Origin of the sequence: Pandoraea sp. PE-S2T-3 (genome assembly GCF_002179965.1) — a bacterium.
Lineage (GTDB): Bacteria > Pseudomonadota > Gammaproteobacteria > Burkholderiales > Burkholderiaceae > Pandoraea.
This window is the reverse complement of the sequence record NZ_NGUQ01000008.1, coordinates 49,930-64,557: the sequence shown is the minus strand read 5'-3', so window position 1 is coordinate 64,557 and position 14,628 is coordinate 49,930. Positions and strand designations below refer to the sequence as shown.

Genomic DNA, 14,628 nt, shown 5'->3' with positions numbered 1-14,628 from the left:
GCCACGGATTCGAGTGGATTTGACCATGAGCCTCACCCCTCACCAAGAAGATCTCGGCGTGCTGCGTTTCATCACGGCAGGCAGCGTCGACGACGGCAAGAGCACGCTGATCGGCCGCCTGCTGTACGACAGCAAGGCCGTGCTGACGGATCAGCTCTCGGCCCTCGCGCGTGCCAAGCACAAGCGCACGGCCGGCGAAGATATCGACTTCTCGCTGCTCACCGACGGCCTCGAAGCCGAGCGCGAGCAGGGCATCACCATTGACGTGGCGTACCGCTACTTCACGACGGCGCGCCGCAAGTTCATCATCGCGGACACGCCGGGCCACGAGCAATACACGCGCAACATGGTTACCGGTGCGTCGACGGCTCACGCCGCCATCATTCTGGTCGACGCCACACGCGTGACCGAAGTCGATGGCCGGACCGAGTTGCTCGCACAGACGAAGCGTCACAGTGCCATCGTCAAGCTGCTGGGCCTGCAACACGTGATCGTTGCCATCAACAAGATGGATCTGGTCGATTACAGCGAAGCCACGTTCGACGCGATTCGCGCAGCCTATCTGGAACTGGCCCACCGCCTCGGCCTGCAAGACGTTCGCTTCGTGCCGGTGTCGGCGCTCAAGGGCGACAACATCGTGCTGGCCAGCGAGCGTATGCCCTGGTATCAGGACGAGCCGCTGCTCGACGTACTCGAATCGCTGCCGGTCGCCCAAACGGGCCGCGAACTGCGCTTCCCGGTGCAATTGGTGGCACGTCAGGACGGCTCGCACGCCGATGACTTCCGGGGCTACATGGGCCGTGTGGAATCGGGTTCGGTGCGCGTCGGTCAAGCGCTGCGCGTACTGCCCGCCGGGCGCGATGCGACGGTCGCCGAAATCGTCGGCCCGCGCGGTCTGCTCGAAGAAGCGTTTGCCGGCCAGTGCGTGACGATTCGTCTGGCGGAGGATGTGGATGTCTCGCGCGGCGACACATTTGTCACGGCTGAGTCGGCCCTGCAACCGTCGCGCAAGCTGTCTGCCGATGTGTGCTGGTTCGATGAAGACGCGTTGGCGCCGCAGCGCAAGTACGTGCTCAAGCAAGCGACCAGCTCGGTGTATGTGAAGATCGGCAGCGTGGATACGGTGCTCGACGTGACGACGCTGCTGCATGGCACGGACAAGACCACGCTCGCGATGAACGACATCGGCCGCGTGCAGTTGAGCCTGCAAAAGCCGCTCGCCGCCGATACGTATGACGCCAACCCGGCCACGGGCGCGTTCGTGCTGATCGACGAAGCGACGCATCACACGGTCGCCGCCGGCATGATCCGCTCGCTGGCGGCATAACCGGTTTGCCACGCGTCGATCACGCGTCAATCACAGGTACTCATCGGCTTTTCACGGCGCACGGCTCCCTCTCGAAGGGGCCGGCGCTCACTCCTCACGACGACGGCTGCAACATGACGGTGACTTCTTCGCAATCTGCCGCACTTCCGGGCAAGGTCTATCTGGTCGGTGCCGGCCCCGGCGCCGCAGACCTGATTACGGTGCGCGGCGCACGCTTGCTCGCGCAGGCTGACGTAGTGCTTCACGACGCACTGGTCGAGCCGGAAATGCTCGCGCTTTGCCCGCAGGCGAAATTGATCGCCGTGGGCAAGCGTTGCGGCAAGCACTCCAGCGCACAGCACTTCATCAACAAGCAGTTGATCGACAACGCGCGCACGCATGCGCTCGTGGTGCGCCTGAAGGGCGGCGACCCGATGCTGTTCGGGCGCGCCGACGAAGAGTTGCGCGCACTGGAGGCCGCCGGTATTGCGGTGGAAGTCGTGCCGGGTATTACGGCGGCGCTCGCCAGTGCTGCCACGCTGAAAAGCTCGCTGACGCTGCGCGGCGTTGCCCGCAGTGTGGCTTTTGCCACGCAGAGCCGGGCGCCGGAATCGGCTGAGATCACCGCACAAGCGTCGGCCGATTCGCTGGTCTACTACATGGGCCGCGACGCCGCCCAACGCATCGCCGGCGAACTGATCGCTGCTGGTAAGCCGGCTGCCACGCCCGTGGCCATTGTCGAAGCCGCGACCACACCCCGGGAGCGCAGCGTCGTCATGACGTTGGACGATATCTCGCGCGGTGTCGCGGCAAACTGGTTCGACAGCACGCAGCCGAGCGTGCTGCTGATCGGCGAGGCGTTTGCGCAGGCGCAGGTGTCGACGTCCTCGCCTGCGATGCACGCCGACGCATCGTTGGCCGCCTGACCTTTCGCGGCATAACAAAGCAACGGCACGTTCCGGAGCCCCACGCACCGGGCCCACGTCCTGCCGCGAACAAGACCTTACTGCGTCAGACGGAAGAGATCCTGCACGCTGCGCCCCTCGGCGATCGGCACGTGTGTCAGTTGGGCGACATCGACGCGCCGCATCATGACCGCAGGGCCGCCCGGAAACCTGAACGCGCCGTAGGTTGCGCTCATGCGCTTGAGGTGCCGGATTGTGGTCTCGAGTACAACGGACTTGTCGGGATGGACGACGATGCCCGTCGCCGGGTCGAAGAAGAAATACTCGGTGCGCATTCTGATGACCCGGCGTCCAAACAGCATGATGTGATGCGGGGTCGTCATCTCGTAGATGCGCTCGATGTTCGCTTTGCCATCGAGTGCCGCGCCGAGATTGTCGATGCTGAAGGTGCGCACGCTGTCGGCGCCCGAGTGGATGGCACTACCGGCGTACTCGCTCGCCCCCAGACTTTGCATCTGGTCCACGTATTGCTGCGTCGCCGGTGCCTCGGGCGCCATCGCGAACTCGCTCTGATGGGCCAATAGCGTCCCTTCTTCCCCATCGCGTACCGCCACCGCCATCGCGCGCACCATGCCGTTGTGGAGCGTGCCGGCCGGCACCCCGGGAATCTCGGTCACGCGTGTGACGACGGCCCCCGCAGCGGCCGCTTCGGTCTCGATATCTGACACCAGCTCACTGGACGCCTCCGCGGCCAAGGCGTTTTCGACTTCGCCGGCAATCTCACCCAGCGCGGCGTAATCGGAGATCTCCGGCGCGATGAAGAGCAGCATGTGATAAGTGGCGGGCGCGCGCTCTCCGATGGGCCGGGTCCCCCGCATATAGGCCTCGTTCTTCGCGTTTCTGAAGACCTTGCGTTCGGCAAGCGTCGCCTCGTTGCGCACGGCTTCGAGGCGTGCCCCGTAGGCCTGATCGATTTCGTACGCCAGATGGGGTTCGTTGAGGGACGAACTTGCCCCGACTTCGGGCTGCGGTATCACGCGCCACCCGCCGATGGTGTCCAGTTGCATGTAAGGTCCCAACTCGTTGGTCTCGGGATGCCACAGCCGGAACTCGCCCGCACCGAAATCGAAGGTGAGATGGGCATAGGTGAATTCGTCGACATGCGCGATGAATTCACCGTCGACGTAGTACAGCCCGTCAATGACCCCGTTCACGCCATCCAACGGGCCGTCGACGAAAAAGTGATACTTGGCGCCGCCGGGCAGACGGCTGAGTATCTGAAGCCGCAGCGCAGAGATGCCTTGGCTGCCAATGGCGGTGGCCAGCGATTTCCAGCCCTCAGGGCGGGTATTTTCATCGCCGAACGCGGCCAGAAGCGCGCCGATCATGCCGTCCGAGATGCTCGCGGAAATCGACGCCGGGCGGACGATATCGGCGGCCCAGGTGCCCAGCCCCATCGTCATGTCTATCCAGCGGATCGCGCGCGCTACGCCGACCACCGATTCCCCCGAATTGCCGGTGGTCAGCGTCGCGTTGAGATACGCGCTCGAATGATTCAACATCCGGTCGGCGACCACCTGAAAGGTATCGCCGTCGACAGGTGTGCCAACGGTATCGGCCAGTGTGTCCGTGGTTGAAGCACCGGCGGCAAACGCTTCCAGTCTCGCGGTGGCCTCGCGTTTTCGATGCGGTTGAAGCAAAGACAGGAGACGGCGTCTGCCATCGGGGCTGCGTGCTTGCTCCGTCAGCCACGCCTGCGTGGCAGCCCGGCTGTCGAAGCCCGTGACCTCACCGTTTCCCGTGCCGGGGGCGTACATCAGCACCTTATGCGTTTGCGCGTCCGTGAAGAGCATTAGCCGCGTCGGTACGCCGCCGAGACTGATCCACTCGCGCGAATATCGCGTGGGCGGTGCGACCCCGATGGGGATGCGGTTGTCGCCGCGCTGCGAGTCTTCGGCCACGGCTTGGGCGAGGGCGACTTGGGCCGGGTCGAGCTTCTGTTGCAACGCCAGCGAGAGCGCATCGATACCGAAGCTTGCCCTGAGCACCTGACGCAACGACCCGTGCCGCGCGGCAATGAAATCCTCAAGTGCGTTCCGGTAATTCTCCTGAAAATGGTCGAAGGGAACGCGGCGCATGAAAGCGTTCGCGTCAGGCAGGGGAGGCGTCGAAGTCGCTTGTCCGGCCGGGGCGTTGGGGGAGCGTGCCACCCGCGCAAGTCGCATGACCTGTCCTGCGAGCGGAACGGGTGGCCTGCCGCTGACCGCTTCGAGAACGGCGTTGGTCAGACTCATCGAGGTGATGGTGGTCGCGTTGCCGGATGAGGTGCCGGGAGGTGACGGCGTTTGCGTGCAGATCTCCAGCCGGATGAGATCGGGGTCTAGCGCCTCGGCGTCGAGTGCCTTGAGCGCATCTCGCGCGGCGGCTCGCGCAATGCGCCGCTCATCGGGCAACAACATCGAGACTTGTGCGCGCAGATCGAGCAGCGATTCGATGGACGACTCGATGTCTTCCGGCAACGCAATCACGCGGGCGGTCGGCCGTGCGCCCGGGGGGAGGCTCGTCCCCGGTGAGGCGCCTGACTGTAGTGATTGATAGCGGGCATGCGGCGTCGCGCCCGCAAACCACGCGGCGTGGTCACCCGCCCGTGCGGGGGCGGTGGCCCGTGTCACGTCGAAGGCAATGTCGTCGAGGACGACGGTGAGAGAAGCGGCCCGCGCCACGACCAGCGGGTCGGCCGCGGTGGGCTTCAAGTGGAAGCCTGTGTCGTTGCGCGGGGCGTGCTGAGTGTCTGGTGGCGTCGATCGGGCCGGTGATGTCACGCGCAGCGGCAGACGAGCCCGTACGGCGCCGGCCAGGCCGGATGTCGCCGACGCGAGGTCCGCCTGCAACGCCGAGAGGTTTGCGTATTCCCGCCAAGGGTGGGCGTCGCCAGCGAGATATAGCAACGCGCGTCCGTCGTCTTCGTGTTCGGTGGCCGCGAACATGGCAGCGATCGGCAGCGCATCCGATACGCCCGAGCCGGTGGGGTGCACGGTGTAGGTGCGCACGTACTCGAGCGGTCCCTGACTGGCGTAGACGGGGGTGTCCAGAACGATCTGGCCGAGGACGACAGCGTCCGCCGATAGCTGTCCGGCGGCGTAGGACAACTGAAGGTCGTCGCGGGCCATGTGACGCTGGGACGCATCGAGTTTCTCCAGAAAGGCCTGCGCTTCGGGGCTCGACGCGTCTTGTTGTCCCAGCCATTTCCATTCGGTGAGTGCCCTGAGGAGCGTGTCGATCGGCAGTCCCGGCACTTGCTCGCCGGCCAGATACTTGCGGTCCGTTTGCAGCCTGCCGGCATAGACGCCGTAGTTCTCGATCCGGATCGATGTCTCGCCGCTGACGATGCGCATTGCCGCCGCCACGATGGGCGTCGGCGGATGCGGCCGTGAGCGTTGCAGGTGTGCGATGTCGTAGGCTGGCGACGGGTGGGGGAAGTCGAACGTGTCGAATTGGTAAAGGAACACGTTGTCGAGCGTGGGGGCGGTTTTGTCCGGGGATGCTGCACTGGTCAGTCGTCGCGTGAAACTGGTCTCGACGATTCGCGTGAGGTTCACCGTGTTTTGCGTCAGCCGGAAAGCCGTCCTGTGCTCCATGGTGCGATTTCGCAGCAATCCAATGAACGCCGCCACTTCCTCGTGAAACGTCGCGGACGATGCGATGCCGTCGATTTCCGGGCGCGGCGCGGGAACGACGGCCGGTGTTGACGATGCCTCGATGAATTGCGTGGCTGGCGTTGCCGTGCTGGATACCGATGCTTGCTCGGCGCTACGTCGCGCACGCAGATCGTTCACATGCGCGACGTTGTCCCGAAACGGGATGACATCGGATGCCTGATCTGGCACGCCAGGCGCGTACTGCCCTGAACGGTAGGCCAGCACCGCGTCGGCCAGACGCGTGAGGGTGCCTTCGCCGGATGGTTCGGCGAACGGTGACGCGGCGTCGACGAGATGCGCTGAACGCGTGGTTCCGGATGCCGCCCGGCTTGCCAGCGCGGTAGCCGTCTGTGTGGCGTACAACCACCAGAGCACGAAGCCCATGACCCCAGCGTCCCGGAAGTTCGGCGGGCGCGGCGCGGAGGGGAGCGGTTGTGCTGCGGGGAATGCCGATTCGGACGAATGGCCGTGGCGCGCCTTCGGATCGTGGCCGGAGCCGGCCCAGCGAAAGCGTACCGCCGCCTCGTGCAGAAGGCGAAGCCATTGCGTGACCTGCGCGCGCCACTGGTCTGCGGGGAGGGTATGCGCCAAGTCGCCGGCCTCTACCCGCGAAACGGAGCGTTGCAGGTCGCGCAAGGCGCTTGTCGATACGGCACGTTGCATAACGTCTCGCACGCTCTCCGACGGGCGGCGCAGACTCAATGCCTTCGTCAGGCTATCGAGAATGAGCGGGGCGAGGTCTTCGTTCGCGGCGAGGACTTGAGCGATGTCGGGGAGATCGTTTCTGATCAACTGGTCGAGTTCGCTCTGCGACAGTCTCGACTCGATGACATGCAGGGTGAAGCCGAGTGCGGCTGCGAGATCGTGCGGTATATCGAGCATCTCGCGCGCCGCTTCGGAGAGTTGCAGGAACGCGTTGTTGGGCGTGTGCCGGGGCGGATTGATCGCGGGTTTCGGCATGGCACCCGGTACGGCGCGCAAGTCGGTGATGATGCCTGGCATAAGCGGCTCGGGAAGTCCTGATAGGGCTGCGCAGACGAGCACGGCGCGCCCCGGGTGGGCTTCCAGCCGTTGCTCAGATAACCGGACGTACGCGTCGCGGTGACACCGATTGTTGGACTTGAGCCTGCCGGACCGATTTCATTTTTTGGCTGCGGGACCGCATTGGGAATTCGCCGCGCGGGGGCGAAGCGGAGCGGGGGATGCAGGAGACGCGGAGGGGACCAGTGGCGTGGCGATGCCGATGGCCGTCAGATAGCGTTGCCGGCGTCGAGTTGATGCAGGCAGTAATCGCCGATCGCGTTCAGCACGTCGTCGTTTTCGCCGACGGCACCGGCGATGTCGATCTGCACTTGCGGATGTGCCTGACGTGCCTGCTCGACGAGCGCGGGGAGGTCGCGCCGGACGTGTCCGCCCTGCCCGAAGAAGACGGGTACCACGGTGATCTCGGCAGCGCCTGCCGCCACTTGGGCGTCGATGGCATCCAGCACGCTGGGCGTCATCAGTTCGAGAAAGGCCAGACGCACGTCCACGCCGGGGCGGCGGGCGGCGACGATGGCCCGCAGGCGCTCGAACGGTTCGGCCCAGCGCGCATCGCGCGAGCCATGGCCGAACAGAATGAGCGCCTGGTTCTGCATCAGTGTTTGTCCACCCAGCGCAGCGCCGCGATGGCGAGCACCAGATAAAGCAGCGATGGCAATGCCGCCGTGAACCACGCCGGCCACGTGTTGAGCAGGCCCAGATGCGAGAACAGATTGTTGAGCAACTGGAAGCTCATGCCGAGCATGATGCCGCCGAACACCTTCAGGCCGATGGCCCCGGCGCGTGCATGCAGGTAGGCGAACGGGAGCGCCAGCGCCATCATCACGAACACGGCGAACGGATACAGCAGCTTTTGCCAGAGCGCCAGGTTGTAGCGGTCGGTGTTCTGCTGGTTTTCCTTCAAGTGTCCGATGTACTTGTACAGGCTGCCGATCGCCATATTGTCCGGCGAGACCATCAACACCGACAGAATCTGCGGCGTCAGCTCCGACTTCATCTGCACCTTGTCGATGTGCACCTGCTTGCTCTGCACGAGCGCACGCAGCGGGTCTTTGCCGGCCGTGGCGTCATCGGTGGCGGAGAACACGGTCTCCGACACGTCGGTCAACTGCCAGTAGTTCGGCGTCTGGAACTGGCCGAGCTTGGCGAGGCGCACGCTATCGAGGCGCAGCGACGAATCGAACTCGTAAATGCGCACGTCGGCAATCGTGTTGTCAGGATTGAGCGTGCCCACGTTGATGAAGCGCGTAACACGTCCGCCTTCCTGTTCGACGGTGTCTTTGACCCAGACGCCTGAACGGAAGCCCGCCGAGACGGAACTGCCCAAGGCCTCCAGACGAATCTTCTGCGCGAGTTGCTCGGCGCCCGGTGCGACGAATTCCCCAATGGCGAACGTCAGCAACACGACCGGCAGGCCGATCTTGAGGAGCGAGCGCAGCGCCTGACCCGTCGAGAGGCCCGAGACGCGGAAGATTGTGAATTCCGAATTACCCGCCAACTGCGCGCAGACATAAATCGCGGCAATCAGCGACGCGACCGGAATGATTTCGTACATGCGCTGCGGTGCGAACAGCAACACATAGGCGAGCGCGTGCTGGAAGCGGTAGTTGCCGCGGCCCACGTCGCCCAGTTCGCTCACGAGGTCGAAGAAGACGAACAGGCCGACAAACGCCAGCAGGACGAACAGGAACGCCAGATAGATCTGACGCGCCAGATATTTTTCGTAGACGCGCATCAGCGAACCCCTCCTGCCGTCGGCTCGCTTCTTTCGCCGTTGCCACGATTGCGTTTGCGGCCGAGCAGCCCGCGGAAGCGCATGCGGCGCACGTACAGCAGCACGATGACGACGAGGGCGAGCGCGTGCAGCAACCACACGCCGATGGCGAGCGGCAGGCGCTCCTGTGCCACGTAAGCCTGCGACAGACTCAGCAAGTTGGTATAGCCCAGATAGATGAGCACGGCCATGACGAGGTTGACGGTGCGGCCATGGCGCGGGTTCTGGTACGCCAGCGGCACGGCCAGCAGCACGAGCGAGAGCGCCAGCAGGGGCAGACCGATACGCCAGACGATTTCGCCACGGAAGATCGGATTGGCAATCTCGCGGAACAGACGCATGGTCGGCACGCCCTTGGTCGGGGTGTTGTCGACGTCGGTCGTGGCCGGGTTGTCGATCTTCACGCCGTAGCGCTCGAATTCCATCACGCGGTAATCAGGCTGTCCGGGCACGCCGTCGTAGCGGCGGCCGTTTTCCAGCACGATATAGCGGTTGCCGTCCTTGGCCGTCTCGATGTGACCTTCTTTCGATACGATGACGTTGACCTTGCCGTTCTCGGTGCCCGAGACGAAGACGTTGTGCACCTTGGTGGCATCGGGCGAGACGGTTTCGACGAAGAACACCCGGTGATTGGCGGCGCTCTCGCGGAACTGGCCGGGCGCGATCATCGAAACGTCGTCGCGCTGGGCGAAGCGGGCTTCGAGTGCAGAGATCTGGAGGTTCGCCCACGGCCACGCGACCAGCGCGCAGAACGTGATGACGGCCAGATACGGCGCAGCAAAGCGCAGCACCGGCTTGATGAAGTCGTTGATGGACAGACCGGAGGCAAACCACACGACCATTTCGGAGTCGCGGTACCAGCGGGTCAGCACAAAGAGGATCGAGACGAACAGCGTGACGATCAGAATCACCGCGAGGTAGCCGACCACGGCCAGACCGATGAGCACGAGCACGTCGCGCGGATCGGCCTTCCCGGACGCTGCGAAGCCCAGGATGCGGATCATCATCGTGGTGAGCATGACGGTGATCAGCACCATGAAGACGGCCCCAGCGGTGTAGTTCAGCTCACGCTGTAGGGAACGCTGAAAAATCATGTGATGAAGATTGGGGAGCTCTCGCGGTTGGGCGAGCGCGGAAAAAAGCGGATAATTGCGGCTCGTACGAATTTTACCCGAGGAAAGCGCGATGGACTTTAGCACAAAAGCCTTCGATTCGACCAAGACCGGCCTGGCCGATCTCGCCAATGCGAAGACGGAATGCCTGGTGGTCGGCGTATTCGAGCAACAGCCGCTCGCGGGCCTCGCCAAGGCGCTCGACGCCGCCAGCAAGGGCCTGCTCGCCCGCATGGTCAAGCGTGGCGAACTCGACGGCAAGCTCGGCAGCACCCTGATGCTGCACGAAGTCGCAGGCTGGAGCCCCGCACGCGTGCTCTTCGTCGGCCTGGGCCGCGAAGACCAGCTCTCGCAAAAGGGTTTCAACGATGCCACGCGCGCCGCCGTGCGTGCCGTGCTGGCCTCGCGCGCTGCCGACGCCCTGTGGACGCTGCCGCAAACCAAGGTGGCCAAGCAGGACGCCGCGTGGGCCGTGCGCACCTCGGTGCTCGCGCTGCGCGACGCCACCTACCGCTTCACCCAGATGAAGAGCAAGGTCGAGCCGGCCAATGTGGCGCTGCGCAAGATCGTGTTCGCCGTCGCCCCGGAAGACCTGAAGGCCGCCAAGCTGGCTGCCAAGCGCGGCGAGGCCATCGCCAACGGCATGTCGCTCACGAAGGACCTGGGCAACCTGCCGGGCAACGTGTGCACGCCGACGTATCTGGCCGACACGGCCCGCAAGCTGGCCCGCGAGTTCAAGCTCAAGGCAGAGATCCTCGGGCCGAAGCAGATCGAAGCGCTCAAGATGGGGTCGTTCCTGTCGGTGTCGCGCGGTTCGGTCCAGCCGCCCCAGTTCATCGTGCTCAAGTATGAGGGCGGCCCTGCCAAGCAGGCCCCGATCGTGCTGGTGGGCAAGGGCGTGACCTTCGACTCGGGCGGCATCTCGCTCAAGCCGGGCGAGGGCATGGACGAGATGAAATACGACATGTGCGGCGCAGGGTCGGTGCTGGGCACGATTCGTGCCGTCGCCGAGATGGGCCTCAAGCTCAACGTGATCGCGGTGGTGCCGGCCACGGAAAACATGCCGGGCGCGCAAGCCACCAAGCCGGGCGATGTCGTGACCAGCATGTCGGGTCAGACCATCGAAGTACTCAATACCGATGCCGAAGGCCGCCTGATCCTGTGCGACGCGCTCACCTATGCCGAACGCTTCAAGCCGGCTGCCGTGATCGACGTGGCAACCCTGACGGGCGCTTGCATCATCGCGCTGGGCCATGTGAATTCGGGCCTGTTCTCGAAGAGCGACGCGCTCGCCGACGAACTCGTGGCTGCCGGCCGTACGACGGGCGACACCGCCTGGCGTCTGCCGGTCGAAGACGAATATCAGGAGCAGCTGAAGTCGAACTTCGCCGATATGGCGAACATCGGCGGGCGTCCGGCGGGTAGCGTCACTGCCGCCTGTTTCCTGGCACGCTTCACCGAAAAGTACGAGTGGGCGCACTTGGATATCGCCGGTACGGCATGGAAGAGCGGTGCGGCCAAGGGCGCGACCGGTCGTCCGGTGCCGTTGCTCACGCAGTTCCTGATCGATCGCGAGGCCCGGTGACCCGCGTCGATTTTCATACCCACGTGGCGAACCGGCTCGATTACGCGTGCCGGTTCGCGCGCAAGGTCTATCTGGCCGGGCAGACGCTCGTGGTCGTCGGTGAACCCGACGTGCTGCGGGCGTTCGATCAGGCGTTGTGGACGTTCTCGCCGCTGGAGTTTGTCCCGCACTGCTTCACGCGTGACGATGAGGCGGCGAAGACGCCCGTCGTGCTGGCCGGGCCGGACGAAGAAGCGCAACACCATCAGGTGCTGCTCAATCTGGCCAATGCTGTGCCGACGCACTTTGCACGGTTTGAACGGGTGGTGGAGATCGTGGGCGATGCGCCCGAGGATCTGGCCGGCGCCCGGGAGCGTTACCGTTTCTACCGCGATCGCGGCTATACCCTGAACAACTACGACCAACGAGGCTGACCGTGACGCATGAGCCCGAGCGCAACGACCCCGGCATCCCCACGCTGACCGAAGTGCTCGCGCCCGGCGACGAGGTGCCACCGACGATCCCATCGAACGAATCGAGAGCGGCGTCGGTGTCGGCCGCCGGGGGCGCTGGCGGGCAGCGTGCTGCCGAGCAGGGCGTACCGGCGGATGTGGCGGTTTTCGCCGAGCGCGTGAGTGCGCGGCTGACGTTGCAACTGGCCGACGAGATCACAACGCTGGTGGAACGTCGCTGTCACGACGCGCTGATCGATCAGACGTCGTGGCTCGTGCAACTTATCGGCAAACAGGTGGCCGACGCGTTACAAGTGCAACTGCCGGATCGCATCCGGCAGGCGGTCATCGAGGAAGTGGCGAAGCAGGCCCGCTCGCAGGGCTGAGAGGGTGGAGGGCGGCTGGCCTTTGGTCGTAACGCCGCGTTGCCTCAGGCCCTGTGCCCGCGCTCAGCGGATAAAGCCCAGAATCCAGCGGGCAAGGCGCTCGGCCTCGCCCGGTGCCAGTTGCGGACTGGCGGGCATCGGAATATTGCCCCACGTACCGCGACTCCCGTCCGAAATCGATTGGGTGAGTTTTTCCACCGCGCCGTTCTGCCCGGCGTAGCGCTTGGCAATGTCGCGATAAGCCGGCGCCAGCAGCATGCGCTCGACCGCGTGGCATGTCATGCAGTTGCGCTCGCGTGCGAGCTTCAGCATGGCCTGATCGGTCGCCGACGTCTGGGCGGCCGCACTCGGCGGCACCAGCGCGAGCAGCGTCATCAGCAGGCCTGCAACCACTACGGCGATTTTGTCGCCTGAATCCTTCATGTGCTACTCCCCGATCGTTGACGGATCGCGATGCGAGGCTGCGTGATAGTGATGGGAAGCTGTGGCGCAGGGCGCATCGACGCGCCATTATACGGCGGCGGCCGACACCCCCCTTTACCCGTGATTGCCCAATGAAAACGGCACGTCTGCCGGGCAGGCAAAACGTGCCGCAATACCGCAATACCGCTATACCGCAATCCGCTGCAAGGATGCCGCCGCGCGACAGTCGTCATCACGACCCTCGCGCGCAAACGTCACGCGTCAGCCCGTCACGGCACCCTTATTCGCCGGTTGTGCCAGCGCGGCATACTTTGCCATCACACCGCGCGTGTAGCGGGGCGCAGGGGCCTTCCATGCCGCGCGGCGTTTGGCGAGTTCATCGTCCGCGACGTTCAGTTGCAACACCAGTTTGTGCGCATCGATGGTGATCGAGTCGCCTTCCTGCACCAGTGCGATGGTGCCGCCCACGAATGCTTCCGGCGCGACGTGGCCGACCACCATGCCCCACGTGCCGCCCGAGAACCGCCCGTCGGTGATGAAGCCGACCGACTCGCCGAGGCCCTTACCGATGATCGCCGACGTCGGCGCCAGCATTTCCGGCATGCCCGGCCCGCCCTTGGGGCCGAGGTAGCGCAGCACGAGCACGTCGCCAGCCTTGATCTTGTCGGCAAGAATCGCGTCCATCGCGCTTTGCTCGTCGTCGAACACGCGGGCTGGTCCGGTGATGACCGGGTTCTTCAGGCCAGTGATCTTGGCGACGGCACCGTCTTCGGCAAGGTTGCCCTTGAGGATCGCGAGATGGCCTTCCTTGTAGAGCGCCTTGTCGATCGGGTAGATCACATGTTGATCGGCGCGCGGCACTGACGGCACATCCTTCAGTTCTTCCGCAATCGTGCGGCCGGTGATGGTCAGGCAGTCGCCATGCAGCAGCCCGGCATCGAGCAACAGCTTCAGCACTTGCGGAATGCCCCCGGCCTTGTGCAGATCGGTCGCCACATACTTGCCCGACGGCTTCAGGTCGCAAATGACCGGCACGCGGGCGCGCACGCGCTCGAAATCCTCAATGGACCATTCGACTTCAGCCGCATGTGCAATCGCCAGATAGTGCAGCACGGCATTGGTTGAGCCACCCGTGGCCATGATGAGGGCCACGGCGTTTTCGATGGACTTGCGGGTGATGATGTCGCGCGGCTTGATGTCCTTTTTCACTGCCTCGATCAGCACGCGCGCCGATTCGGCCGCCGAGTCGACTTTCTCCTGATCGGGGTTGGCCATCGTCGACGAATACAGCAGCGACATGCCGAGTGCCTCGAACGACGAACTCATCGTGTTGGCGGTGTACATGCCGCCGCACGAACCGGTCGACGGACACGCGTTCTTCTCGATGCCCTTGAAGTCGGCCTCGGTCATGCGCCCGGCGGTGAACTCGCCCACGGCCTCGAACGACGAGACGATGGTCAGGTCCTTGCCCTTCCAGTTGCCCGGCCTGATCGTGCCGCCATAGACATAGATGCCCGGCACGTTGATGCGGGCCAGTGCAATCATGCCGCCCGGCATGTTCTTGTCGCAGCCGCCGATGGCGACCACGCCATCCATCCACTGCCCCTGCACGGCCGTCTCGATACAGTCGGCGATGACTTCACGCGACACGAGCGAGTACTTCATGCCTTCGGTGCCCATCGACATGCCGTCGGAGATGGTCGGCGTGCCGAAGGTCTGCGGGTTGGCCTGATGCGTTCTGATGGCCTCGACGGCGGCGTCGGTGAGGCGTTGCAGGCCGGCGTTGCACGGCGTGATCGTCGAGTGGCCGTTGGCCACACCGATCATCGGATTGTCGAAGTCTTCTTCCTTGTAGCCCAGCGCGTAATACATCGAGCGGTTGGGCGAGCGGGCCACGCCTTGCGTGACGTTGCGCGAACGACGGTTGAATGCCATGACTGTCTCCTCTGTCCTGTGGGGATGCGCCG

At 64.6% G+C, this 14,628-nt stretch carries 11 protein-coding genes; 5 read left to right on the top strand and 6 right to left on the bottom strand.

The annotated features are described in order from the left end of the window. Nucleotides 1-25: 25 nt before the first annotated feature. Nucleotides 26-1,327 carry a sulfate adenylyltransferase subunit 1 gene (locus CDV46_RS05980; protein WP_087722064.1) on the top strand — a complete coding sequence of 434 codons (1,302 nt, stop codon included), beginning with the start codon at nt 26-28 and terminating at the stop codon, nt 1,325-1,327. Nucleotides 1,328-1,440: 113 nt separating this feature from the next. Next, a complete protein-coding gene (gene cobA, locus CDV46_RS05975) occupies nt 1,441-2,232 on the top strand; it encodes a uroporphyrinogen-III C-methyltransferase (RefSeq protein WP_087722063.1) in 792 nt (263 codons plus the stop codon). 77 nt (nt 2,233-2,309) lie between these two features. Here cobA and CDV46_RS05970 read toward each other — a convergent pair whose 3' ends face one another. The 4 genes from CDV46_RS05970 to lptF form a co-directional block, all read right to left on the bottom strand. Continuing rightward, nucleotides 2,310-6,911, bottom strand: a complete 4,602-nt coding sequence (locus CDV46_RS05970; RefSeq protein ID WP_087722062.1) for a dermonecrotic toxin domain-containing protein — start codon at nt 6,909-6,911, stop codon at nt 2,310-2,312. 248 nt (nt 6,912-7,159) lie between these two features. Beyond that, nucleotides 7,160-7,546: a sirohydrochlorin chelatase gene (locus tag CDV46_RS05965; RefSeq protein ID WP_087688691.1), complete on the bottom strand. Its 387-nt coding sequence runs from the start codon at nt 7,544-7,546 to the stop codon at nt 7,160-7,162. Further along, nucleotides 7,546-8,685, bottom strand: a complete 1,140-nt coding sequence (gene lptG, locus CDV46_RS05960) for an LPS export ABC transporter permease LptG (protein WP_087688690.1) — start codon at nt 8,683-8,685, stop codon at nt 7,546-7,548. Before lptG ends, CDV46_RS05965 begins: the two co-directional genes overlap by 1 nt. Then, nucleotides 8,685-9,818, bottom strand: coding sequence for an LPS export ABC transporter permease LptF (gene lptF, locus CDV46_RS05955; protein ID WP_087688689.1), 1,134 nt, complete (start codon nt 9,816-9,818; stop codon nt 8,685-8,687). Before lptF ends, lptG begins: the two co-directional genes overlap by 1 nt. Before the next feature lie 91 nt (nt 9,819-9,909). On the opposite strand from lptF, the gene CDV46_RS05950 reads away from it, so the two are divergent. The 3 genes from CDV46_RS05950 to CDV46_RS05940 are packed head-to-tail and all read left to right on the top strand — an operon-like array spanning nt 9,910 to nt 12,238. Continuing rightward, complete coding sequence (locus tag CDV46_RS05950) at nt 9,910-11,421, top strand: leucyl aminopeptidase (RefSeq protein WP_087688688.1); 1,512 nt, start codon at nt 9,910-9,912, stop codon at nt 11,419-11,421. Further along, nucleotides 11,418-11,834 (top strand): DNA polymerase III subunit chi, encoded by a 417-nt coding sequence (locus tag CDV46_RS05945; RefSeq protein ID WP_087688687.1) that lies wholly within the window; start codon nt 11,418-11,420, stop codon nt 11,832-11,834. The genes CDV46_RS05950 and CDV46_RS05945 overlap by 4 nt, the downstream gene beginning before the upstream one ends. Nucleotides 11,835-11,836: 2 nt before the next feature. After that, on the top strand, nt 11,837-12,238 hold the full coding sequence (locus CDV46_RS05940; protein WP_170935992.1) for a DUF2486 family protein: 402 nt from the start codon (nt 11,837-11,839) through the stop codon (nt 12,236-12,238). Between the two features lie 63 nt (nt 12,239-12,301). Here CDV46_RS05940 and CDV46_RS05935 read toward each other — a convergent pair whose 3' ends face one another. Together CDV46_RS05935 and ilvD are read right to left on the bottom strand one after the other, a co-directional pair. Further along, the gene (locus CDV46_RS05935) at nt 12,302-12,661 is read right to left on the bottom strand and encodes a c-type cytochrome (protein WP_249277554.1); all 360 of its coding nucleotides are present in this window, start codon (nt 12,659-12,661) and stop codon (nt 12,302-12,304) included. Between the two features lie 261 nt (nt 12,662-12,922). Then, nucleotides 12,923-14,596 carry a dihydroxy-acid dehydratase gene (gene ilvD, locus CDV46_RS05930; RefSeq protein ID WP_087722061.1) on the bottom strand — a complete coding sequence of 558 codons (1,674 nt, stop codon included), beginning with the start codon at nt 14,594-14,596 and terminating at the stop codon, nt 12,923-12,925. Between the last annotated feature and the right edge of the window lie 32 nt (nt 14,597-14,628).

What these genes read in the sequence shown, in the direction of transcription:
- ilvD (WP_087722061.1), bottom strand. Translation starts at nt 14,596, where the DNA reads ATGGCATTCAACCGTCGTTCGCGCAACGTCACGCAAGGCGTGGCCCGC.
- CDV46_RS05970 (WP_087722062.1), bottom strand. Translation starts at nt 6,911, where the DNA reads ATGCCAGGCATCATCACCGACTTGCGCGCCGTACCGGGTGCCATGCCG.
- lptF (WP_087688689.1), bottom strand. Translation starts at nt 9,818, where the DNA reads ATGATTTTTCAGCGTTCCCTACAGCGTGAGCTGAACTACACCGCTGGG.
- cobA (WP_087722063.1), top strand. Translation starts at nt 1,441, where the DNA reads ATGACGGTGACTTCTTCGCAATCTGCCGCACTTCCGGGCAAGGTCTAT.
- lptG (WP_087688690.1), bottom strand. Translation starts at nt 8,685, where the DNA reads ATGCGCGTCTACGAAAAATATCTGGCGCGTCAGATCTATCTGGCGTTC.
- CDV46_RS05980 (WP_087722064.1), top strand. Translation starts at nt 26, where the DNA reads ATGAGCCTCACCCCTCACCAAGAAGATCTCGGCGTGCTGCGTTTCATC.
- CDV46_RS05965 (WP_087688691.1), bottom strand. Translation starts at nt 7,546, where the DNA reads ATGCAGAACCAGGCGCTCATTCTGTTCGGCCATGGCTCGCGCGATGCG.
- CDV46_RS05935 (WP_249277554.1), bottom strand. Translation starts at nt 12,661, where the DNA reads ATGAAGGATTCAGGCGACAAAATCGCCGTAGTGGTTGCAGGCCTGCTG.
- CDV46_RS05950 (WP_087688688.1), top strand. Translation starts at nt 9,910, where the DNA reads ATGGACTTTAGCACAAAAGCCTTCGATTCGACCAAGACCGGCCTGGCC.